18 protein-coding genes are annotated in these 22698 nt (G+C 71.8%); 4 read left to right on the top strand and 14 right to left on the bottom strand.

Features of this window, described 5'->3' with window-relative positions:
• Positions 1 to 120: 120 nt before the first annotated feature.
• Positions 121 to 2244 carry a DNA topoisomerase IV subunit B gene (locus tag EV562_RS30800; protein ID WP_133890138.1) on the bottom strand — a complete coding sequence of 708 codons (2124 nt, stop codon included), beginning with the start codon at positions 2242 to 2244 and terminating at the stop codon, positions 121 to 123.
• Between the two features lie 440 nt (positions 2245 to 2684).
• Here EV562_RS30800 and EV562_RS30795 point away from each other — a divergent pair, with 440 nt between their 5' ends.
• Positions 2685 to 2915 carry a hypothetical protein gene (locus EV562_RS30795; RefSeq protein ID WP_007445070.1) on the top strand — a complete coding sequence of 77 codons (231 nt, stop codon included), beginning with the start codon at positions 2685 to 2687 and terminating at the stop codon, positions 2913 to 2915.
• Between the two features lie 111 nt (positions 2916 to 3026).
• Here the strand turns inward: EV562_RS30795 and EV562_RS30790 are convergent, their stop codons facing one another.
• The 7 genes from EV562_RS30790 to EV562_RS30760 form a co-directional block, all read right to left on the bottom strand.
• On the bottom strand, positions 3027 to 3884 hold the full coding sequence (locus tag EV562_RS30790) for a serine protease (protein WP_133890137.1): 858 nt from the start codon (positions 3882 to 3884) through the stop codon (positions 3027 to 3029).
• A 155-nt stretch (positions 3885 to 4039) separates the two neighbouring features.
• Positions 4040 to 5572 carry an RNA polymerase sigma factor gene (locus EV562_RS30785; RefSeq protein ID WP_133890136.1) on the bottom strand — a complete coding sequence of 511 codons (1533 nt, stop codon included), beginning with the start codon at positions 5570 to 5572 and terminating at the stop codon, positions 4040 to 4042.
• 432 nt (positions 5573 to 6004) lie between these two features.
• Positions 6005 to 6892 (bottom strand): sporulation transcriptional regulator WhiH, encoded by an 888-nt coding sequence (whiH, locus tag EV562_RS30780; protein WP_133890135.1) that lies wholly within the window; start codon positions 6890 to 6892, stop codon positions 6005 to 6007.
• A 161-nt stretch (positions 6893 to 7053) separates the two neighbouring features.
• Positions 7054 to 9108 (bottom strand): ABC transporter ATP-binding protein, encoded by a 2055-nt coding sequence (locus tag EV562_RS30775; RefSeq protein WP_133890134.1) that lies wholly within the window; start codon positions 9106 to 9108, stop codon positions 7054 to 7056.
• A 124-nt stretch (positions 9109 to 9232) separates the two neighbouring features.
• Entirely contained in the window at positions 9233 to 9991 is a 759-nt protein-coding gene (locus EV562_RS30770) for an NUDIX hydrolase (protein ID WP_133890133.1), read from the bottom strand.
• A gap of 366 nt (positions 9992 to 10357) precedes the next feature.
• Entirely contained in the window at positions 10358 to 11923 is a 1566-nt protein-coding gene (locus EV562_RS30765) for a DUF4192 domain-containing protein (protein WP_133890132.1), read from the bottom strand.
• Between the two features lie 128 nt (positions 11924 to 12051).
• A complete protein-coding gene (locus EV562_RS30760) occupies positions 12052 to 14211 on the bottom strand; it encodes a DEAD/DEAH box helicase (protein ID WP_133890131.1) in 2160 nt (719 codons plus the stop codon).
• 289 nt (positions 14212 to 14500) lie between these two features.
• Between EV562_RS30760 and EV562_RS30755 the strand changes: the two genes are divergently transcribed.
• Positions 14501 to 15115 (top strand): hypothetical protein, encoded by a 615-nt coding sequence (locus EV562_RS30755; protein ID WP_133890130.1) that lies wholly within the window; start codon positions 14501 to 14503, stop codon positions 15113 to 15115.
• A 282-nt stretch (positions 15116 to 15397) separates the two neighbouring features.
• Here the strand turns inward: EV562_RS30755 and EV562_RS30750 are convergent, their stop codons facing one another.
• The 3 genes from EV562_RS30750 to EV562_RS30740 all read right to left on the bottom strand — a co-directional run bounded on the left by EV562_RS30750 (position 15398) and on the right by EV562_RS30740 (position 17529).
• The gene (locus EV562_RS30750; protein WP_133890129.1) at positions 15398 to 16057 is read right to left on the bottom strand and encodes a hypothetical protein; all 660 of its coding nucleotides are present in this window, start codon (positions 16055 to 16057) and stop codon (positions 15398 to 15400) included.
• A gap of 68 nt (positions 16058 to 16125) precedes the next feature.
• Positions 16126 to 16827 carry a ribonuclease HII gene (locus EV562_RS30745; RefSeq protein WP_133890128.1) on the bottom strand — a complete coding sequence of 234 codons (702 nt, stop codon included), beginning with the start codon at positions 16825 to 16827 and terminating at the stop codon, positions 16126 to 16128.
• A gap of 81 nt (positions 16828 to 16908) precedes the next feature.
• The gene (locus tag EV562_RS30740) at positions 16909 to 17529 is read right to left on the bottom strand and encodes a TetR/AcrR family transcriptional regulator (protein WP_133890127.1); all 621 of its coding nucleotides are present in this window, start codon (positions 17527 to 17529) and stop codon (positions 16909 to 16911) included.
• Between the two features lie 187 nt (positions 17530 to 17716).
• On the opposite strand from EV562_RS30740, the gene EV562_RS30735 reads away from it, so the two are divergent.
• Entirely contained in the window at positions 17717 to 19264 is a 1548-nt protein-coding gene (locus EV562_RS30735) for an MFS transporter (protein ID WP_133890126.1), read from the top strand.
• Positions 19265 to 19632: 368 nt separating this feature from the next.
• Here EV562_RS30735 and EV562_RS30730 read toward each other — a convergent pair whose 3' ends face one another.
• The 3 genes from EV562_RS30730 to EV562_RS30720 all read right to left on the bottom strand — a co-directional run bounded on the left by EV562_RS30730 (position 19633) and on the right by EV562_RS30720 (position 21932).
• Positions 19633 to 20538 carry an ADP-ribosylglycohydrolase family protein gene (locus EV562_RS30730; protein WP_133890125.1) on the bottom strand — a complete coding sequence of 302 codons (906 nt, stop codon included), beginning with the start codon at positions 20536 to 20538 and terminating at the stop codon, positions 19633 to 19635.
• 12 nt (positions 20539 to 20550) lie between these two features.
• Positions 20551 to 21210: a histidine phosphatase family protein gene (locus EV562_RS30725; protein WP_133890124.1), complete on the bottom strand. Its 660-nt coding sequence runs from the start codon at positions 21208 to 21210 to the stop codon at positions 20551 to 20553.
• A 107-nt stretch (positions 21211 to 21317) separates the two neighbouring features.
• The gene (locus EV562_RS30720) at positions 21318 to 21932 is read right to left on the bottom strand and encodes a YdbC family protein (protein ID WP_133890123.1); all 615 of its coding nucleotides are present in this window, start codon (positions 21930 to 21932) and stop codon (positions 21318 to 21320) included.
• A gap of 156 nt (positions 21933 to 22088) precedes the next feature.
• On the opposite strand from EV562_RS30720, the gene EV562_RS30715 reads away from it, so the two are divergent.
• Positions 22089 to 22622 carry a TerD family protein gene (locus EV562_RS30715; RefSeq protein WP_133890122.1) on the top strand — a complete coding sequence of 178 codons (534 nt, stop codon included), beginning with the start codon at positions 22089 to 22091 and terminating at the stop codon, positions 22620 to 22622.
• Positions 22623 to 22698 lie beyond the last annotated feature (76 nt).

The raw sequence follows: 22698 nt of genomic DNA, 5'->3' as shown, positions 1-22698 counted from the left end.
GGTCCGGGACGGCAGTGCAAGGGCCCGGAACGGTGGTCCGGGACGGCAGTGCGGGCGTGGGCCCCTACGCCGGACCGGGCCCGGTGTCGCTCCCGGGCCCGGTCCGACGGCTGAGCATCCTCACGCGTCGATGCGCGACCGGTCCAGCGTGGCCGCGGAGCTGGAGATGAACTCCTTGCGGGGCGCGACGTCGTTGCCCATCAGCAGATCGAAGACCTGCTCGGCGGAGTCCAGGTCGGTGAGGTTGATCCGGCGCAGAGTGCGGTGACGCGGGTCCATGGTGGTCTCCGCCAGCTGGTCGGCGTCCATCTCGCCCAGACCCTTGTAGCGCTGGATGGAGTCCTTGTACCGGATGTTCTTGCTCTGGAACTCCATGAGCTTGTCGCGCAGCTCCCGGTCCGAGTACGTGTAGACGTACTTGTCCTGGCCCTTCTTCGGCTGGATCAGCTCGATGCGGTGCAGCGGCGGCACCGCGGCGAACACCCGTCCCGCCTCCACCATGGGCCGCATGTACCGGTGGAACAGGGTCAGCAGCAGGGTGCGGATGTGGGAGCCGTCCACATCGGCGTCGGTCATCATGATGATCTTGCCGTAGCGGGCCGCGTCGATGTCGAAGGTACGGCCCGACCCCGCTCCTATGACCTGGATGATCGCCCCGCACTCGGCGTTCTTCAGCATGTCCGTCACGGACGACTTCTGGACGTTGAGGATCTTGCCGCGGATCGGCAGCAGCGCCTGAAACTCGGAGTTCCGGGCGAGCTTGGCCGTGCCCAGGGCGGAGTCGCCCTCGACGATGAACAGCTCGCTGCGGTCGACGTCGTCGCTGCGGCAGTCGGCGAGCTTCGCGGGCAGCGAGGAGGACTCCAGGGCCGTCTTGCGGCGCTGGGCGTCCTTGTGCTGGCGGGCGGCGATGCGGGTGCGGGCCGCGGCGACGGCCTTCTCCATGACCACCCGGGCCTGCTGGGCCGCGTCACGCTTGGTCGAGGTCAGGAACGCCTTCAGTTCCCTGCTGATCACGGTGTTCACGATCCGGCGGGCGGCCGAGGTGCCGAGGACCTCCTTGGTCTGGCCCTCGAACTGCGGCTCGGCGAGCCGGACCGTCACGACCGCCGTCAGCCCTTCCAGCGCGTCGTCCTTCACGATGTCGTCCTCGGCGACGCGCAGCATCTTCTTGGCGCGCAGCACCTCGTTCATCGTCTTGGCGACGGCCTGCTCGAAGCCGGCGACGTGGGTGCCGCCCTTCGGCGTGGCGATGATGTTGACGAACGACCTGACGGTGGTGTCGTATCCGGTGCCCCAGCGCAGCGCGACGTCCACGCCGAGGTCGCGGGTGACCTCGCTGGGCGTCATCTGCCCGTCCTCGTCCAGGACCGGGACCGTCTCCTTGAAGCTGCCCTGTCCGCTGAAGCGGAGGACGTCGCAGACCGGCCGGTCGCCGGCCAGGAACTCGCAGAACTCGCTGATGCCACCGTCGAAGCGGAACGACTCCTCGCCCTTGCTGCCCCCGTCGCCCAGACCGAACTCGTCGCGCACGACGATCGTCAGTCCGGGCACCAGGAACGCGGTCTGGCGGGCCCGCTGGTGCAGCGTGTCCAGGGAGAGCTTCGCGTCCTTGAGGAAGATCTGGCGGTCCGCCCAGTACCGCACGCGCGTGCCGCGGCGGTTCTTGGGAACCTTCTTGACCTTGCGCAGTCCGCTGCCGGGCTCGAACCTGGCGTCCGGTCCGGTCTTCGCGAAGGTGCCCGGGACGCCCCGCCGGAAACTGATGGCGTGGGTGTGCCCGCCGAGGTCGACCTCGATGTCCAGGCGGGCGGACAGGGCGTTCACCACGGAGGCGCCGACGCCGTGCAGACCGCCGGAGGCGGCGTAGGCGCCGCCTCCGAACTTGCCGCCGGCGTGCAGCTTGGTCATGACGACCTCGACGCCGGACAGGCCGGTCTTGGGCTCGATGTCGACCGGGATGCCCCGGCCGTTGTCCCGGACCTCCACCGAGGCGTCGTCGTGGAGGATCACCTCGATGTGGTCACAGTAACCACCCAGGGCCTCGTCGACCGAGTTGTCGATGATCTCCCACAGGCAGTGCATCAGGCCACGGCTGTCGGTGGATCCGATGTACATGCCCGGACGCTTGCGTACGGCCTCGAGCCCCTCGAGGACGAGCAGGTGCCGCGCGGTGTAGTTGGATCCGTCCCGGTCTGCTCCTGCCAGCAGCGCAGTGGACGGCACGGATGTCTCGGCGGTCACGCGGTTCGCTCCTCGCTGAATTTCAGATGGGGCCCCGCTGGGTAAGGGCGCGGCTCGGTTCACCGGTCAGAGGGTACCGAGGCCTGGTAGAGCCGTTGTAACGCCACCCTCGTCTCCGACTCACCCTAGTCCAGGGTCGCATGCCTGTTCGATCCCTCGATGGGGTGAAGTACACATCACGTTCCCTTCGAGGCATGAACCATTTAGGCTCCGGGCACGTCCTCATGAACAAACCGGCAACCCAGCCGGCCGGACCGACACTGACCGACAGCGCGAACCCGTACGACACAGAGACACGCAATACGGCACATTCGCCGCCAATCGGCAACAGCCGGCCCCTCGGAAAGTTTTTTCGAGGAAAAGCCACGAGCGGGAACGTTTTGGGGCTGGTTGGATGTTGACCCTGGTACGACAGCTCGTCGAGCTAGAGAAGAGGCGACGTGACTACTGTTCTGACTTCCGCAAGCCCGCTGACGGCCGCCGATCGCTGCGACCGCTGCGGCGCCCAGGCATACCTGCGCGTCGTCCTGCTGAGCGGCGGAGAACTGCTCTTCTGCGCCCACCACGGGCGCAAGTTCGAGCCGGAACTCAAGAAGATCGCCGCTGAGATACAGGACGAGACGGAGCGGCTGACGGCCGTTCCGGCATCTTCCGCCGAGGAAGAGCGCTGACCCGACGCGCCCGACGACGAGCCGAATCGGCTGAGGCCGATGAACGGGCGGCCGCCTCCGGATCCCGGATGCGGCCGCCCGTACTCGTGCCCGGCAGGCTCTCAGCGGCCCTCAGGCGCCCTCGTGCTGCCGTGCGGCAGTGTCGTCCCAGCCCAGCGTCCGCAGCACCGCCGAGACGCGCGTGTAGACGCCGGGGCTGCCCGGTCGCCCACAGCCACTCCCCCAGGACACGAGGCCGATGAGCCTCCCCTCGCCGACCAGCGGCCCTCCGCTGTCCCCCTGACAGGCGTCGCGGCCGCCTGCCTCCTGCCCGGCGCAGAGCATGGAGCTCGCGAGGTACCGCCCGTCGTCGCTCCCCGGATACGCGCGCTCGCAGGACGCGTCGGGCAGCACCCGCACGCGGGCCGCGTGCAGACCGTTCGCGTAGTCGCCGGCTCCCGAGGTGTCGCCCCAGCCGTAGACGAGAGCCGCGGTGCCGGCCGTGTACGCCCGGTCGCCCTCTGCCGCCATCCCCAGGACGGAGCCCGCGGGAAGCGCCTCGGAGAGAGTGAGCACCGCGAAGTCGCCGGCGTTGCTGCTGTCGTCGTGCTCCGGATTGACCCAGACGGAGCGGACGGGGATCTCCCGGCCCTGGTCCGAGAGCAGATCGGTCCGGCCGGCGATGACCCTCAGGTCGTCGACCTCCTCCGGCGGAGACCCGAGCACCTGCTCGCCCAGACAGTGGGCTGCCGTGAGCACGGTGGTCCGGCCGACGGCCACTCCCCCGCAGAACTGCCCCGCCCGGCTACCTCCGAACCGGTCACGACTGGCCAGGGCCACGGTCCACGGACTGTCGGACACCTCGACCGGGAAACCCCCGACGACGATGCTGTCGGCGGCGGCGGGGACGGCGGTCCCCAGCGGTATCGCGGTCGCGGCGGCCGCCAGCACCAGCGGCCGGGCCAGTGTCCGGGCAAAGAGACGACGCATGCGGGCTCCTCACTCACAGGTGGTCACGAGACACCCAGAGTGATCCAGTACGCCGTGCCGCGCACCCGCTGCCCCAGCGCGAAGGCCCGGTTCCGCACCTGGCGGGACCGGGCCTCGTCGCTCGTACCGTGGTCGCCCCTACGGGCTGCCGCGACCTAGTCGAGGTAGTCGCGGAGCACCTGGGAGCGCGACGGGTGGCGCAGCTTCGACATGGTCTTCGACTCGATCTGGCGGATGCGCTCGCGCGTGACGCCGTACACCTTGCCGATCTCGTCGAGGGTCTTCGGCTGACCGTCGGTGAGACCGAAGCGCATGGAGACGACGCCCGCCTCGCGCTCGGACAGGGTGTCGAGAACGGAGTGCAGCTGCTCCTGCAGGAGTGTGAAGCTGACCGCGTCGGCCGGGACGACCGCCTCGGAGTCCTCGATGAGGTCACCGAACTCGCTGTCGCCGTCCTCGCCCAGCGGGGTGTGCAGCGAGATGGGCTCGCGACCGTACTTCTGGACCTCGATGACCTTTTCCGGGGTCATGTCGAGCTCCTTGGCCAGCTCCTCCGGGGTGGGCTCGCGGCCCAGGTCCTGGAGCATCTGGCGCTGCACACGCGCGAGCTTGTTGATGACCTCGACCATGTGCACCGGGATACGGATGGTGCGGGCCTGGTCGGCCATCGCGCGGGTGATCGCCTGGCGGATCCACCAGGTGGCGTACGTGGAGAACTTGTAGCCCTTGGTGTAGTCGAACTTCTCCACCGCGCGGATCAGACCGAGGTTGCCCTCCTGGATGAGGTCCAGGAAGAGCATGCCGCGGCCGGTGTAGCGCTTGGCCAGGGAGACCACCAGACGGAGGTTGGCCTCCAGCAGGTGGTTCTTGGCGCGGCGGCCGTCCTCGGCGATGATCTCCAGTTCGCGCTTGAGCTTCGGCGCGAGCTTGTCGGAGTTCGCCAGCTTGTCCTCGGCGAACAGACCGGCCTCGATGCGCTTGGCGAGTTCGACCTCCTGCTCGGCGTTGAGCAGGGGGACCTTGCCGATCTGCTTGAGGTAGTCCTTGACGGGGTCGGCGGTGGCACCGGCCGCGGCGACCTGCTGCGCCGGAGCGTCGTCCTCGTCCTCGTCGGACAGCACGAAGCCCGCGTTCTCGGTGCCCTCGGGCTCCTCGGTCGCGGCCTTCGGCTCCTCGGTCGCCTCGTCCTCGAGGAGCTCGCCGTCTTCCTTCTTGGCGGTGGTCTTCTTGGCCGCCGTCTTCTTGGCGGTCGCCTTCTTCGCGGTCGCCTTCTTGGCGGTGGCCTTCTTGGCCGCCGTCTTCTTGGCGGGAGCGTCTTCCTCGACGGCGGGCTCGGCGGCGGGCGCCGCCGGGGCGGCGGGGGCGGCCGCCTTCCTGCTGGTCACCGGCTTCGCGGCGACCGTCTTCGTGGCGGTGCGCTTGGCGGGACTCTTCGCTGCGACGCTCTTTCGGGTGCGCTTGGGCTCTGCGGCACTGACCATCAGCGTCACACCCTCTTCCTCGAGGATCTGGTTGAGGCTGCGCAGTACGTTCTTCCACTGAGTGGCCGGAATCTGGTCAGCTTCGAAGGCCCGACGCACGTCATCGCCGGCGATCTGCCCCTCAGCCTTTCCCCGCTCGATGAGCGCCATGACAGAGACGGACTCGGCGATCTCCGGCGGGAGCGTACGGGATGTGCTGGCCGACACGAACAACCTCTCGGAACGTTGAAAAACGGCTTCCGGCCCCGTCCACGGCGGACGGGAGCCGACCACCGGCTTGGGATGGGCCGACGGTGCGGGCGGGCCGGGAGATGCACAGCGCCGTGAACGACGGCTGTATTCCCTCCGCGGCTGTCACCTCTTAGGTCATCGTGTTGTTCCCAAGAGCGTTACGCCCAATCCGCGTGGCCCGAGTCACACCCCGTAAGCAATCAAAACCGGTCAGATACGGATGAAAAAGGTCACCAGCTCATGGCTTCCGGGCACCGTGCACCGCGGGAAGGCTCAGCCTCTCATCACACCGTCGGACCCCGCGAGACCCTGAGCGGGTCCGCGGGGTCCGACGGGGACGGCGTCGGCCGGCCACTGCCACAGGAGGGGTTCGGCGTGACCGGAACGCGCCGTCGCGGCGGAAAGCGGTCAGTGCTCGCGCGGGGCGGGCACCACGCGTTCCACCTCGGGGTGGACGGTCAGAAGCTGGCGCATGGCCGCCTCGGCCGCGGAGCCGTCGCCGGTGGCGAGGGCGTCGACGATTCTGCCGTGCTGGGCGAGCGACGCGTCGTTCGGCCGGTCACAGCCCGTGACCGGTCCGCCGGAGACGTGGAGGGCGGCGGAGACGATCCCGGACAGATGGTCCAGCATCCGGTTGCCCGCGACCTGGATGAGCAGGGTGTGGAACTCGGCATCGGCACGGGAGAAGGTGAGCGCGTCCCCCTGCCCCATGGCGTGCCCCATGATCCCGACCATGTCCGACAGCCGCTGCTGGACGTCCTCGCGGCCGTGCCCGGCGGCCAGGCGCGCGGCGAGCGGCTCGATCGTCCAGCGCAGCTCGTTCAGCTCGCGGCGCTGGTCGTCGCGCTGCGGTCCGAAGGCACGCCATTCGATGATGTCCGGGTCCAGGAGGTTCCAGTCACTGACGGGGCGCACCCGGGTGCCGACGTTGGGGCGAGCACTGACCAGCCCCTTGGCCTCCAGGACGCGGAGTGACTCGCGCACCACGGTGCGGGAGACCTCGAAACGCTGCCCGATCTCCTCGGGCACCAGCGGCCGGTCGGCACCCAGGTCGCCCGAAACGATCATCTGGCCCAGCTGCTGGACGAGTTGCCCGTGCAGCCCGCGTCCGCGGTTTCCCGTGGAGCGTCGGCCCACGCGGCCCAGCTCGGGCTCCACTCCTTCCCAGGAGGGCGCTCCTACGCGGTCGACGGCGGGCGTCTCGGCGTACGGGTAGCGGTCGAGTTCGCCCGGGTTCACGAGGCCGGAGTCGGCGGAACGGGCGGCGGTCATCATGGTGTGCGCAAGGGTACTCACGCATCCTTTGTCGGCGCGGATCCCAACTCCCTTGAGGTCTTTGGTGAAAAGCACACGAAAGGGTGATCGCTCACCCCGTCGCAATTGACGCCTTATCGGAAAGAAATGGGCTTTCCCCGGGGAGTTGCGCGCACGGTCGGAACGACAGGGTGAGACAGAGGTCATCGGACCCTGCTGCGCAGGGTCATGAACAGATACGCGCAGAGCAGGGTGGTCAGCGACAACGTCATTGCGCCGCCCACGGGTTGAGAGACGAGAGTCAGCAGCTCCACCACGTACCGCTCGCCTCCGAACGGCCACTGGGTCAGGAGGATCTCGCGCACGCGCAGCGGGAGGCCGGTGGCCGTCCGTACGGACGGGCCCTCCCAGACCTTCTGTACGAGCGGTACGACGAGGACCGGAACGGCGACGACCGCCGCCAGCCCGGCGGTGGTGGACCGGAAGATGCCCGCGGCGAGCACGCCGGACCAGGCGCACCCCACGACGAGCCCGAGCCAACCGGCACTCAGGGCGGACCAGTCGGCCGGGACCTCCGAGAACTCCGGCCCGTAGAACAGGCGCAGCACTTGGGCGTCACAGCCCACCGTCAGGGTTGCAAGGAGCAGCGCCACGGCCGCGGAGACGAGGAGTTTGGCGGTCAGCAGCCCCATACGGCGGGGCACGGTGCCGCGGTCCGCCGCCAGCGCGGGGTGGCGGAACTCGTCGCCGAAGGCGAGGGCGCCGAGCAGCCCGGCGCCCAGCGCCGCGGGCGGCAGCGGGAACTCCCGGGGCCAGGCGGCGAGGAGCCGCGGCTGCGGGGTGTGTCCGATCCGGGCCAGCACCACGGCGGTGGCGGCGGACACGAGGAGCACCAGCGCACCGACGACGAATCCGGTGCCGACGCCCGTCGCACGACGCAGTTCGTAGCGCAGCGGCCGCAGGGGGCTGGGGGCGGAACGGACGGAGATGGGAGGCGGAAGCGTGTCCACCGGCTTCCCTCGCCTCGCCGGCCCCGGCGTGAGAACGGCGAACGGGCGCGGGGTACGGTGCGGGCCCGCGTCGGGGGCGGTGGGCTCGGAGGGGTGCGGGTGACGGCCGGGGGCCGGGGCGTTCCGGGGCCCAGGGGCCCTGTGGAGGGCGGCCCCGGCCGCGGGGCCGCCGGGATCCTCTTGGGTGGTGGGCGCCTGCCGGGGACCGTCGAGGGGCCGGGTGCCGGGGTGCGGCTGTGCGGCGCCGGCGTGAGACACCGGGGGGCCGGCGAGCGTCGGGCGGGGCGCGCTCGGCGTCCCGGTGCCCCGCGCACGTTCGCCGGACGTCTCCCGTCGCTCCTGGTTCCGGGCGGCGGGGACCTCACCGGCGCCGGGGCCCATGTCGCCCACCTCGTCGGCCAGTCGGTGCACCAGGATGCCGTGCCGGAAGGCCGTCTCACCGACGTCGGCGCACGTACTGCCGTACACCGCGAGCCGGTTGCCGCCCTCGCGTACCACCTCGACGGAACGGCGTGCCGTGCGGGCCTCCTTGGTCACCAGAGCGGCGAGGCGGGCCGCGTGCGGGCTGCGGACGACGACGCGGGGGCGCAGCCGGGTGCGGGAGAACTCCGCCGCCTCCTGGTCGGCGACGACTCTGCCCCGCTCCAGCGTGACGACGTGGTCGGCGCCGCGCGCGGCCTCCTTGGGGTCGGGCGTGGTGAACAGGACCGTGCCGCCCTGGGCGGCGTGGGCGCGCAGCGCGTCGTGCAGAAGCCGTGCGTCGGGGGCGGAGAGAGCGCAGGCGGGGTCGTCGAAGACCAGGGTGTGCGGGTCGGGCACCAGCGCGCAGGCCAGGCCGAGGCGCCGGTCCATGCCCCGGGAGAGGGTGCCGAGGCGTTCGTCGCGCAGGTGCGCGAGTCCGGCCGACTCCAGGACCTCGTCGGCCCTGCGTACGGGGACACCGGCGGCCGCGCACAGCATGCGGAGATGGCCGCGCACGGTACGCGCCGGGTGGCCCGGGACGTCCCCCAGCAGCACGCCTACCTCGCGGGAGGGGTGGGCGATGCGGTGCAGGGGGCGGCCTCTGAAGTGGGTGAGGCCACGGCCGCGTTGCAGCTCGAGCATGAGTCTGAGGACCGTCGTCTTGCCGGCGCCCGATGCTCCGAGCAGTGCGGTGACGCGGCCCGCGCGCGCCTCGAACGAGACGTCGTCGACGGCGGGCGGAAGCTCCTTGCGGGGGTTGCTGGTCAGTCCGAAGGCCTGGATCACCCGAAGCAAGATAGCGTGCTATATCCGGTTTTTCGGGCACCGCACGACCTGCCGGGGCGGGGGCGGCACCCCGTCGTGGATCCCTCGCAGGCCACCGGCACCGGGATTCCGCCCGGCTTCGGCGTCAGACCTCGGGGCGCAGCATCGGAGGGTTGAGGAGGGTCGCGCCACCGGCGCGGAAGAGCTGGGCGGGACGGCCGCCCTGGCGGGTGGTCGTCCCGCCGGTGGGCACGAGGAAGCCCGGCGTGCCCGTCACCTTGCGATGGAAGTTGCGGGGGTCGAGCGCCACGCTCCACACCGCCTCGTAGACGCGGCGCAGCTCACCGACGGTGAACTCGGGCGGGCAGAACGCGGTGGCCAGCGACGAGTACTCGATCTTGGAGCGGGCCCGCTCCACCCCGTCCGCCAGGATCTGGGCATGGTCGAAGGCGAGCGGTGCCACCGCCTCGCCGGTGGGACCGTAGCCGCTCTGTTCCAGCAGCTCCTCGACCGGCGCCCAGCGGGCGTTGCTGGCGTCACCGCCCGCCCGGGGTGCGGGCAGGTCGGGGGCGAGTGCGAGGTGGGCCACGCTGACCACCCGCATCCGGGGGTCGCGTCCGGGGTCGCCGTAGGTCGCGAGCTGCTCCAGGTGTGCGCCGCTGTCCTCGGCCGGGGCGGCCGGGTCGTGGACGCGCAGCCCGGTCTCCTCGGCCAGCTCCCGCGCCGCCGCCTGCGCCAGGTCCTCGTCGGCCCGTACGAACCCGCCGGGCAGGGCCCAGCGGCCCTGGAACGGCGACTCGCCCCTGCGTACGGCCAGCGCGCACAGGGAGTGGCGGCGCACGGTCAGCACGACCAGGTCCACAGTGACGGCGAAGGGCGGAAAGGCTGACGGGTCGTAGGGCATGCGGCGATCTTAGTCGTCTGCCTGACGATAAACACTCCCTTCGCGGGCCGCTTCGGGTACTGATCCACTTCCCCCCGCTCCGCGATTACCGCTTGCCCCGGCCGACCGCGCGAGGACGCGTCGTCCCAGGTCAGCATCGCGACGGCCGGTGGGCCGCCGGCGGGAGGGCCGACGGGCGGCCAGGAGGCGGCAGGCCGGCCTCCAGCGGCGGCCGCGATGTCGGCCGGGCAAGCGGTGGACGCGGCACGAACGGTCGCCGCGTGCGACGGCGGAAGTCCTGCTGGCGGTGGGCCACTCACCCGGACACGTATCCGGTGACCCACGGTGCCGACTGCGGAGACGGCCCGCACCGTGCGACCAACCGTGTCAGGAGCCCTCACTGTCACCACCGGTCCCGCGCTCTCCCGCGCGCCCTCCTTGCGGGCGCACTTCCCGCTGCCCGCCCGCGGCCGGCCCCGGACCGTGAAGGCGGCTCCGGCCCGTCCGTGCGGCCCCAGGGCGGCCGGCCGGGGAAGGGGTGCGGGGGCGTGCGGTCCCGGCGCCCGGTTCGTGCGCCCGCACCCTCGCCCCGCGCCGGGCACCGTCCGCCGGGGCGAGGGTGCCGGCACGGCGCCGGCGGCCCGGCGGCAGAGCGGCCGCGGGCTCTGCGGGCTGAGGTCCGGCGCAGTCCGGGCCCGTGGGCGCTTCGCCGGGTCCGGCCTCGTCCGCGGTGCCGTCTCCGGTGCGTCCGCCCTCCTCCCGCCCCTCGCGCAGGCACTGGCGGATCGACTCTGGATCGAGGCCCTCGTTGCACGCCTGGTGCAGGAGCCGGGCGAAGAGGTAGTCGGGGTCCGCCCCGAGGGCCATGGCCAGCGCCTCCCGCGCTTCCAGTTCGTCACCGGTGGACCAGGCGACCCAGCCCGCGAGGGTGAGGGGCGCGGCCGCGTGCTCGCCGTACGGCCCGACGCAGCGGCGGGCCAGGGCCCGCCAGAGGCGCAACGCGGGTGCCGCCTCGTCACCCTCCATCCACGCGGCCGCGCGGTCCCGTGTCGTACGGTCCTGCAGGCCGAGGATCAAGGCCGCCGCCTCGTCGTGCCCGAGCAGGTGGTCGTCGCGGAGGTCCTCGGCCGGGACGCCGGACACGGGCGGGGCCCCGGCGAGGCGCCGCATGACCCGCTCCGCCGTCTCCAGGGTCTCCTCGGCGACCTCCGAGCGGCCGCCCGCGTCCAGGATGCGGGAGACCAGCGTCGTGGCGGACGCGTCGAGGGCGGCCGTCTGCTCGGCCACCGCCCCCTCCTCCCACGGAAGCAGCCTGGCGCGCAGCTCGCCGAGCGAGCCGCGTACCTGGATACCGGCGTAGGTCGCCGCCGCGGCCAGCACCGAGGTACCCGGCAGTCCCATGGGGAGCCCGCCGGCCGGGCAGCAGGCCTCCTCGTCGCAGCAGTACGACCAGAAGCGCCCGGCCGAGATGCACAGCGCCTCCACGACGGGCACGTCCAGGGCACCGCACTCGACGCGCAGCTTCTGGGCCAGCGGCCGCAGCCGCTCCATCACGTCCCGTCCGGTCTCGCCCGGACCCGGTTCCTGGCACAGGTAGGCGACCATCTGCTCGGGGCGCACCCCTCGCCGCTCGCTCCCGGTCACCAGGCCGTGGACCAGTTGTCCGGCCGCGCCCGCCCAGTCGTCCGGGCAGGCCGGGATGCCGAGTCGTGCGCGCCCGCCGAAACGACCCCGCCCGTCCTTCTCGCGCAGGGCGGCCAGGACGATGCTGTCCTCGGGGCGGTACCCGAGCAGGTACGGCAGGGCGTCGGCGAGCTCGGCGGGGGTGCGCAGGGTGACCTGGTGCTCGTCCGCGGGGCCCCCGTACGGGGCGTGGTCCGCCCGGGACGACTCCGAGGCTTCCGTGATGTCACCGTTGTCGGAGGATCCAGTCGTTTCGCTGTGGTTCGTCATGGCTCGACGATCTCGCGGATCGGCATGTTCCGCTTTGCCCTGTGGATAACTGTCAACAGGACCATGTCATCCCCCCTCATCACCGCGGGGCCTAGCTCAGGCAGGGCCGGCGACCCGAGGCCCCTCGCCTACCCCGCCAGGGCGAGGACGAGTGGGAGCACCTCGGCGGCACCGGCCCGGCGCAGCAGGCGCGCGCCCACGGCCAGGGTCCAGCCGGAGTCGGTGTAGTCGTCGACGAGGAGGACGGGGCCGGGGGTGCCCGCCAGGGCGGCGGCGAGATCGCCGGGCACGGTGAACGACTCGGCCAGGGCGCGCAGCCGCTGGGCGGAGTTGCTGCGGTGGGCGGCGTGCTCGTCGGCCTGCGGGGTGTGGGCGAGGGTGCCCAGCAGCGGGAGCCTGCCGACCCGCGCCACCCCCTCGGCGAGCGAGGAGACCAGCTGGGGGCGGCTGCGGGAGGGCATGGCGACGACGCCCACGGGCCTCGCCACCGCGTCGGGAGAGCCGTCGGCCCAGCCGCCCGGTGAGCGGGCCCAGTCGGCCAGCACCGTCACGACGGCGGCCAGCACGTCGTCCGGGACGGGGCCGTCCGCCGCCTGCGCCGCCAGCAACGGGCGCAGCCGGTTGCCCCAGCCGATGTCCGAGAGCCTTCCCAGCGCCCGCCCGGTCATGGCCTGCTGACCTGCGGGAATACGGCCCTTGAGGTCCATACCCACCGCGGCGAGGCCGGTCGGCCACATCTTGCGCGGCTCGACCTCCACGCCCGGCCGGTCCAGCTCCCCCGTCGCCGCCGCGAGGGAGGCTGCGGAGACGGCGGGGTCCAGCCAGGGCCCGGCGCAGGTGTCACAGCGCCCGCACGGGGAGGCCTTCTCGTCGTCCAGCTGCCGTTGCAGGAACTCCATCCGGCACCCGGTGGTGGCCACGTAGTCCCGCATGGCCTGCTGCTCCGCCTGCCGCTGCCGGGCCACCCACGCGTACCGCTCCGCGTCGTACACCCACGGCCGGCCCGTGGCGGTCCAGCCGCCCTTCACGCGCTTGACCGCGCCGTCCACGTCGAGCACCTTGAGCATCGTCTCCAGCCGCGAACGGCGGAGGTCCACCAGCGGCTCGAGCGCCGGCAGGGACATCGGCCGCCCCGCCTCCTCCAGCACCACCAGCGTGCGCCGCACCTGCTCCTCGGGCGGGAAGCCCACCGAGGCGAAGTACGCCCAGATCGCCTCGTCCTCCCGCCCCGGCAGCAGCAGGACGTCCGCATGGTCCACACCACGTCCCGCGCGCCCCACCTGCTGGTAGTAGGCGATCGGGGACGAGGGTGATCCCAGGTGCACGACGAAGCCGAGGTCTGGCTTGTCGAAACCCATGCCGAGGGCCGAAGTGGCCACGAGCGCCTTCACCCGGTTCGCCAGCAGGTCCTCCTCGGCCTGCAACCGGTCGGCGTTCTCGGTCTTCCCCGTGTAGGAGGCCACCGGGTAGCCGCGCTGCCGCAGGAACGCAGCCACCTCCTCGGCGGCCGCCACCGTCAGCGTGTAGATGATCCCGGACCCCGGCAGATCCCCGAGCCGCTCCCCCAGCCACGCCAGCCGGTGCGCCGCGTCGGGCAGCTCGAGCACGCCCAGGCGGAGACTCTCCCGGTCGAGCGGTCCCCGCAGCACCAGGGCGTCCCCGCCCCCCGTGCCCAGCTGCTCCGCCACGTCGGCCGTGACCCGCGCGTTGGCGGTGGCGGTGGTGGCCAGCACGGGGACCCCGGGCGGCAGCTCGGCCAGCATCGTGCGCAGGCGCCGGTAGTCGGGGCGGAAGTCGTGACCCCAGTCGGAGATGCAGTGCGCCTCGTCCACCACGAGGAGACCGGTCGTGGCCGCGAGCCTCGGCAGCACCTGGTCGCGGAAGTCCACGGAATTGAGGCGTTCCGGGCTCACGAGAAGAACGTCGGTCTCGCCCCGCTCGACCTCGCCGTAGACCGTTTCCCACTCCTCCGGGTTGGCCGAGTTGATCGTGCGCGCCCGGATCCCCGCCCGCGCGGCCGACTCGACCTGGTTGCGCATGAGCGCCAGCAGCGGCGAGATGATCACCGTGGGCCCCGCGCCGCGCCGGCGCAGCAGAGCGGTGGCGACGAAGTACACGGCCGACTTGCCCCAGCCGGTGCGCTGCACCACGAGAGCACGCCGGTGCTCCTCCACCAGGGCCGCGACGGCCTGCCACTGATCCTCCCGCAGCCGCGCGGAACCGTCCCGGTCGCCGACCAGCTCGGCGAGGACGGCGTCGGCTTCGGTACGCAGTTCCACGTGGTCCATCCCCCCATGCAACCCGATGGCACCGACAATCGGCGAATCAGGAGGGGGTGGCGGCGCGCGCCGCGTCCCATGCGTCACCCGGCACCACTCCGGGTAGGGATATAGAACGCACATCGGCTGATATGGGTCCTCGGTCCCAATTGCTCGTTGCCGCATCTGAGTTCGACAGGAAGAATTGAAGTCCGCTCCCCGCAGGGCCCTTCCGAGTCTCCGGCAGGGCATCGCTGCGGTGCGCGCTCCCCGAATCCGACCCTGCCCGCAGTGTGGGCGCGTAGCCGAAGGGAGGAACGTGACCTTCGGATTCGCTCCGTCCTCGGCGGCCTCGTTTTCACCGTCCGCCGCTTCCGCCACTCGCATGCTCGAACCGGCGGAGTGGGCCGCCGCCGGTATCCCGCTGCTGCGCAATCCGCGGGAGATCGTCAGCGGGCTGCACGCGCGCCACCGCCCCGAACCGGCGACGGCGGTCGTGGCCGTGCTCGACCCGGACGAACGACTGCGCGCCAGCGCCTCGTTCACCAGCCGCCGCTCCCCCGCCGACGGATGGCTCTTCCGCAACGCCCTGCTCTCCCAGTTGCGCCGCGTCATCCCGCACGACCTGCGGCGCCGCACCCCGGTGCGCACCGCCGTGCTGCTCTACTGCCGTGAGGGCGACGCGCGTTGGACACAGGAGGACGGTGCCTGGATGTGGGGGCTGCGGGACGCGTGCACACTGCACGGGCTGCGCTGCGGCGCGTACATCACGCTGACCGGGGACGGCTGGCAGGTGCTCGGCGAGGGCCGCGGCGGGCGTCGGCCCAACGCGGCGTCGGCACCGGAGCCCTTCGCCACGGCGGAGGCTCCACCCCCGCCGCCGCGCACCGGAGGCGTCGCCTCGGACGTGCTGCGCCGCGCGGCGGCCCGCTGAACCCCACGCGAGCGACGGGCCCGGGGCCGGCCCGAGCGGCGACGCGCAGACCCGCACACGAGCCGCCTGGACGGCGATACACGACCCGCCATGACCGGCCCCCACCCGGTCGGCGAACCGGCCTGCGCGCGAGTGAACCCCGTACGCAGTCCCCGGATTGCGTCGGACGCGATCGGGCGCGCCGAAACCGCCACCGTGCGTTTCCGCAGTCCCGGAGTCCCGCAGTCCTGCGGCCTGCACCCCGTGGCGCACCGGCGCCCCGTCCCACCGGACGGGGAGGGCTCAGACGCCCGCGCCCAGCACCGAGTTGATCCGCTGCGGGTCGCCGCAGACGATCAGCAGGGCACCGGCCCGGGAGTGGGCCGCGGCCAGGGCGGTGACAGCGGCGGCCTCGGGGCCTCCGTTGAGCGCGACCACGACCACCGCTCGCGACGCGGCACGGTCGGCGAGGGCGGCGTCGGTGTAGAAGACGTCGTCGCCCGCGTCGTGCTGCGCCCAGTAGGCGGCATCGCCGAAGGACAGTTCGTGTGCCGCCCACGGGTGCGGGTCACCGGTGGTGATCACCAGCACGTCCCCGGGAGCGCGCCCCGAGTCCAGCAGCAGGTCCACGGCCTCTTCGGCGGCGTCGAGCGCACCGTCGGGCGTGGCCGGGACCAACTGGACCTGCGGGGCGGCCGGGGTGGCGGCAGCGGGGGCCGGGACAGCCGGACTCGCGGGTGCGGGCACGGCCGCGGGTGCGGGCTTGGCCGCGGCGGTGTCGCGCGGCGCGCGTTGCGCCGGCGGCGCCGGCCGCACCGGGCCGGGACGGCCGGGGCGCGGCGGAGCCGCGGGGCGGGGACCGGGTACGGGGCGGGGGGTCGACGCGGTGCGGCCACTGGCCGGAGTGGCGCGGGGACCCTGGGCCTTCTCGTGAATCTGAGGCTCCTCGGGAATGAGAGGCATGAGCTGATATTTATCAAACACTGGTGCGGCTCGCGTCGGCGGGTGGCACCTGCCTGCGAGCGCAACGGTCAGAAGTCGAAGCCGAGCTGACCGTTCATGGCCGGAACGCTTGCGTCCGTCCAAGTGCGGACCTTCTTGAGGTGCCGCCACTGGGGCAGCGCATCAAGATACGCCCACGACAAGCGGTGGTGCGGGGTGGGGCCCCGCTCCTCCAGTGCGGCCTTGTGCACGGGCGACGGATACCCGGCGTTGTCCGCAAAACCGAAGTCTGCATGGTCGACACCCAGTTCGGCCATCATTTTGTCGCGCTGAACCTTGGCAAGCACCGAGGCCGCCGCGACGGCGACGCAGGACTGATCGCCCTTGATCACCGTACGGACCCGCCAAGGCGCCCCGAGATAGTCGTGCTTGCCGTCGAGGATGACGGCTTCGGGCCTGACCGGCAGGGCCTCCAGGGCCCGCCCCGCCGCCAGTCGCAGCGCGGCGGTCATACCCAGCGCGTCGATCTCCTCCGGCGAGGCGTGCCCCAGGGCATAGGACGTGACCCAGGTGTGCAGCTCAACGGCGAGTTCGGTGCGCCGCTTGATGGTGAGGAGCTTGGAGTCGGTCAGGCCGGCCGGGGGCCGGCGCAGTCCGGTGATCGCGGCACAGACGGTGACCGGACCGGCCCACGCACCGCGCCCCACCTCGTCGACACCGGCAATGATCTTCGCTCCGGTCGTGGCGCGAAGGGAGCGCTCGACGGTGTGAGTAGGGGGTTCGTACGGCATGACGCCCTTAGCCTACGCCGCCGCGAACCTCCGGCGACACCCCGGTCCCCGAACGCGTCCGGGGCTGCTCGGCGGCCTGGTTCAGGGGCCGTCGGGCCGCAGCAGCGGGACCATCAGCTGGTCGATCATTTCCTCGAGCTCGCGGTCCGTCCATTCACTTGCACAAATCTTCGCGCGATACATCATCATCGCCGGGATGGCATCGAAGACGTACCCGTTGGCCGCGTCATGCCGCACCTCCCCCCGCGCCATTCCCCGGTTGACGACCTCGCGGATCATCGCGAGGGTCGGCTCCACCACACCTTTGATGATCACCGCGTGGAAACGCTCGGCCTGCGTCGTGTCGCATTCGTGAATCACCGAACGCAGCGCGAAACCGGGCCGGGAGTACATCGCGTCGCGCGCCCTGCGGCACAGCTCGACCAGGTCCTCGCGCACGCTCCCGAGGTCGGGGACCGTGTCGAAGTCCGGCAGCCCGGACCGCAGCGCGTCCGCGACGAGGTCCTCCTTCGAGGGCCATCGCCGGTAGACGGCCGCCTTGCCGGTCTGCGCGCTCGCGGCCACGCCCTCCATCGTCAGGCCGTTCCAGCCGACGGTGCCCAGCTGGTCCAGCGCGGCTTCGAGGATGGCGCGCTCCAGGACCGCACCTCGCCGGCGGGAGGGCGTCTGGGCGGAGGCGGCCACCCAGTGCGAAGCAACCATGTCGGAGGCCTCCAGAAAAGCGGTGAAAACGGGTATTCGGGGATAAGGCGTTCATCGCGCGCCCGCAACGGGGGACCGGACGCACGACGGCTCGCTAAGTGAACGGTTGCGTTCACTGTCTTCGAGTCACTAACGTTGAAGCAACAGTGAACGCGGGCGTTCACTAAGTCATCGTGGGGGACACATAGTGACAACCTCTTCTCTGTCCAAAGACCAGAAGCCGGGAGCGGCCCGCCGGGAGGGGCATCCCGGCATCGCACTCGCCGTCATCGCGGCCTGCCAACTCATGGTCGTACTCGACGCGACGATTGTGAACATCGCGCTCCCGCACATCCAGAGCGCGCTCGCGTTCAGCACCACCGACCTCACCTGGGTCGTCAGCGCGTACACGCTCACCTTCGGCGGGCTGCTGCTGCTCGGCGGCCGAGCCGGCGACATCCTCGGCAGGCGTCGGGTCTTCATGACCGGCATCCTGCTGTTCACCTTCGCCTCGCTGCTCGGCGGCTTCGCCCAGGAGCCCTGGCAGCTGCTGGCGGCGCGCGTCCTCCAGGGCATGGGCGGCGCCATCGCGTCGCCCACATCGCTGGCCCTGATCACCACGACCTTCCCCGAGGGACCGGAACGCAACCGGGCCTTCGGTGTCTTCGCCGCCGTCTCCGCGGGCGGCGGCGCCATCGGCCTGCTGGCGGGCGGCATGCTCACCGAGTGGCTCGACTGGCGCTGGGTGCTCTTCGTCAACGTGCCGATCGGCCTGTTGATCGCCGTGCTCGCACCGCTCTACATCAGCGAGTCCGAACGCCACTCCGGCCGCTTCGACATAGCCGGCGCCGTGACTTCCACGGCAGGCATGGCGTCGCTCGTCTACGGCTTCATCCGGGCCGCGGACAAGGGCTGGCGGGACAACCTGACCATCGGCTCCTTCGCGGCGGCCGCGGTCCTGCTGGCGGCCTTCGTCTTCATCGAGCAGCGGGCCAAGGAACCGATCACACCGCTGAAGATGTTCGCCGACCGCAACCGCTCCGGCACGTACGTGATCATGCTGTGCCTGGCCGCGGCGATGTTCGGCATGTTCTTCTACATCGTGCTGTTCGTCCAGAACGTGCTCGGCTACACCCCCATCGAAGCCGGCCTGGCCTTCCTGCCGGTCACGGTCGTGATCGCGCTGGGTGCGGGCCTGTCGCAGCGGTTCCTCCCCGTCTTCGGTCCCAAACCCTTCATGGTCGCGGGCTCGACGCTCGCCGCGATCGGGCTCGGCTGGCAGGCCCTGATCAGCTCCGACAGCTCCTACGTCGGCGGCATCCTGGGACCGATGCTGATCTTCGGTTTCGGCATGGGGCTGAACTTCGTGACACTGACGCTGACCGCCGTCTCCGGGGTCGCCCAGCACGAGGCGGGCGCCGCGTCGGGGCTGCTCAACGCGATGCAGCAGGTGGGCGGCTCGATCGGTCTGGCCATCCTGACCACGGTCTTCGGCACGGCCAGCAGGGACGAGGCCAAGACACAGGTGCCGGACTTCCTCGCCAACGCGTCGCCGGAGCAGAAGGCGGAGTTCGCGCGGACGCACCAGCTGCCCGCTCCCTGGTCGCACGAGGTGCTGGCCCAGGGCATCAGCGCGGCCTTCATCCCCGCTGCCGCCATGGCCGTACTCGCCCTGGCCACGGCATGGCTGGTGATCCGGGTGCGCAAGAGCGACCTGGAGGCGCTGTCCGGCACGGCCGGGCCGGGCATGGGCTGACCCCACGCAACCGCGGGACGGGCGGGAGCCACCGGCGGGCGGCCCGGACGCCCGCCGCAGCCCGGCCCGCGGGCACCCGGTCACCCCGGCGCTCCGCCGCCCGTACGGGTGCGCGGACCGTCCGAGGAGCGGCAGAAGCACGGACAGCACTACGACGGAAACCCGGACGACGGACAGCCCGACGATGGATAGCCCGCCGACGGACAGCAGCGCGGCGAGCACCGACGGCGCCTCCATGTCCCACCCCACCCCCTCATGACCCCCGAGCCCGCCGGGCACCGATGCCCCGCGCGGCTGCTGTCATGACAACGCGGGGACTGTCACGGAGAGTTCCCGGAGCGCACGGAGAGTCGCGACGTGCGGTCTCGTCAGGCCGCCGCCGTCATCCAGGCGGGCAGCGCCTCGACCCGTCCCACCCACTCGGGCGGGGGTGCCCCCGCCCGGCCGGACGCGACGACCCCGCCCACGATGGCGCAGGTCGTGTCCACGTCTCCGCCGACCTGGGCGGTGGTCCAGAACGCGGTCTCGTAGTCCCCGAGCGCCCGTGCCGCGGACCAGAGCGCGAAGGGGACCGTGTCGTGCGCGGTCGTACGCCGGCCGCAGCCCAGGACGGCGGCGACCGTGGCCGCGTCGCCGTAGTCGAGCATGTCCCGGGCGCGGCGCAGTCCGGCGCCCACCGCGCTCTTCGGCACCAGCGCGATCACCCCGTCGAGGAGCGCGTGCGCGGGAGGCGGGCCGGCCGGATCCGCGGCCAGCGCGGCGGCGGCCGCGACGGCCATGGCGCCGACCACCGCTTCACGGTGCTGGTGGGTCGGGTAGGCGGAGATCTCCGCCTGGTGGGTCGCCTGTTCCGGGTCGTCCGCGTACCAGGCGCCCAGCGGCGCGATGCGCATGGCGGCGCCGTTGCCCCAGGAGCCCTGTCCGTTGAACAGCGCCGCGGCCAGCTCGCGCCAGTCGCCACCCTCCCGGACCAGCCGCAGCAGCCGGTTGACCGCGGGACCGTACCCCCGGTCGAAGTCGTGGTGCCGGGCGAAGGAGAGCGCCAGCGCATCCTGGTCGACGCGGTGGTGGGCGGCCAGGACGGAGACCACGGAACAGGCCATCTCCGTGTCGTCCGTCCACTGCCAGGTGCCGGGCGGCAGCTCGCGGCGTCCCAGCAGCGGATAGTTCACGGGGACGAAGAACTGCGAGCCCAGCGCGTCCCCGACCGACAGTCCGCGCAGGCTGGAAAGGGCGCGGTCCAGGCGCCCGGCGGGAGAAGATTGAGCGGTCATCGCCCTGCCACTCTATCCGGTGATCCCGTACGGTTCCGGATCTCGCCAGCGTTCGAAGGGCCGGTCAAGGGTGTACTTGCCGTCCTCACCGAGAACGAGCATGCGCATCTCGGCGTTCCCCGGATTGGACAGCGACTCGAACTCCGCGACCGTCCAGTGGAACCACCTCATGCAGAACAGCCGCATGGCCAGCCCGTGGGTCACCAGCAGCACGTTCGGCGGGTGGTCGGGGTCCTCGAAGCTGCGGAACAGGCTCTCCAGGAAGCCGCCGACCCGGTCGTACACGTCGGCGCCGGACTCGCCCTGCGCGAAGCGGTAGAAGAAGTGTCCGTAGGCGTCCCGGTAGGCCTTCTGCAGACGTACGTCGTCGCGGTCCTGCCAGTTGCCCCAGTCCTGCTCGCGCAGTCGGGGCTCCTCCCGTATCCGTATGCGGTCCGGGTCGAGGCGGAAGGCGCGGAGGGTCTCGTGGGTGCGGCGGTAGGGGGAGACGTAGACGCTGATCCGCTCACGGCCGAAGATCTCGCGCAGCCCTCTGCCGGTCTCCTCGGCCTCCGCCCGGCCGCGGTCGGTGAGGGCCAGCGCGTGGTCGGGTTCGCGCTCGTACACGGTGTCATCGGCGTTGCCGATCGACTCGCCGTGCCGGACAAGGACGATGCGCCGTGGTCGTGCCATGCCAGAACCCTAGATCGAGACGGGCGGAACCCAAGACTCGTACGGCCCCGTACGGCGTACGTCACACAGATTCCACACCTGGCGGAAGCCGGGGGCGGCCCCCGGTCTCAGACGGTCCAGGAGGGTTCGAGCCGCACGATGTCACCCGTCAGCGCGGCGATGTCGGCCTCCGTCTGGGCGCGCAGCGCGAGCCGCTCCACCCGCTCGGTGCGGTACTTCCCGTGCTCGGCCGCGGACAGCCACATGGACAGGACGAGGTACTCGTTGTGGCCGTCGCCCGGGGATTCGCCGAACAGGCCGCGGATCATGCCGGGCGAACCGGCCATCGCCGGGTTCCAGACCTTCTCCTGCATGAGGACGTAGTGCTCGGCCCGCTCCTCGTGGACCCGGCACAGCGCCACCCGCAGCAGGTCGGCGTCGGTGAAGCGCGGCTCGAATCCGGTCTTCACGTCGAACCGGTGGTCGAAGAGCCTGACCTGGGCGTCCTTGAAGGTGCCCACTTGGGCCGCGGCCAGCCTGTCGTGGGAGCGGGCCATGAAGGAGTCGTAGAAGGCGCGGCTCTCCCAGAAGGCGAAGACGTGCGCCACGTCCGGCCGCTCCCGGCTCCAGCCGCCCCCCTGCCCGCGAAATCCCGGCTCCCCCGGAAGCCCCGCCCACTTCCGCTGCCCCCGCTCGAAACCGCGGCGGTCCACCACGGTGCAGCGAATCCACTTGACCAGCACCGCGCCATGGTAAGGCCCCGGAACGTGGTACCGGTCGCTCTCCGGGCGAACGCTTGCCCGCACCTGTGTCCAGGTGCGTGGCAGGATGGACAACCGGCCGCCACCGCCCGGCAGTTCGGGGGCCGGGCAGGGCGGGGGACCTGGGAAGGGGAGTCTGTGAACGGTCTCAGCAAAGGCATGCGCAAGGTCGAGGTCGCGCTGCGGTGGGACCCGAGTCCGGCGGGAGCGCCGGCCGCCGACCTGGACCTCGTCGCGGGGACCTATGCGGCGGACGATCCGTACGGCGCTCCGGCCTACCTGGTGCACTTCGACAGCCGCTCGCCCGACGGCACGATCTATCTCAACCGGGACAGCAAGGACGGCAAGGGCTTCGGTTTCGACGAGGTCATGACGCTGGAGCTGGAGCGGCTCGACGACCGGTACGCGCGCGTGGTGGTGGGCGTCGCCATACAGCAACGCTCCGAGGACCGGACGTTCGCCGACGTGTCGGCCCCCGGCCTGCGCATCCGCGAGGGGTACACCGACCTGGCCACCGAGGACTTCGGCGGCGTCCTGGGTGCCACGGCGGCGACGGTCGCGGAGTTCGTCCGGGACGAGACGGGCGCGTGGGAGTTCCGGGCCGGAGTGCGCGGGTTCGACGGGGACCCCGCGACCTTCACCCGGGTGATGGGCGCGGCACGCCGCCCCTGAGGGCCCACGGAAGCGGAGAGGGCGCCGACCCGTGGTCGGCGCCCTCTCTCATGTGTGGCTCAGTGCCCTCGGCGGC

It is taken from the genome of Streptomyces sp. BK208 (assembly GCF_004364245.1).
GTDB lineage: Bacteria > Actinomycetota > Actinomycetes > Streptomycetales > Streptomycetaceae > Streptomyces.
Note: the sequence above shows the minus strand (reverse complement) of the source record. Positions and strands in the feature narration are given on the sequence as shown.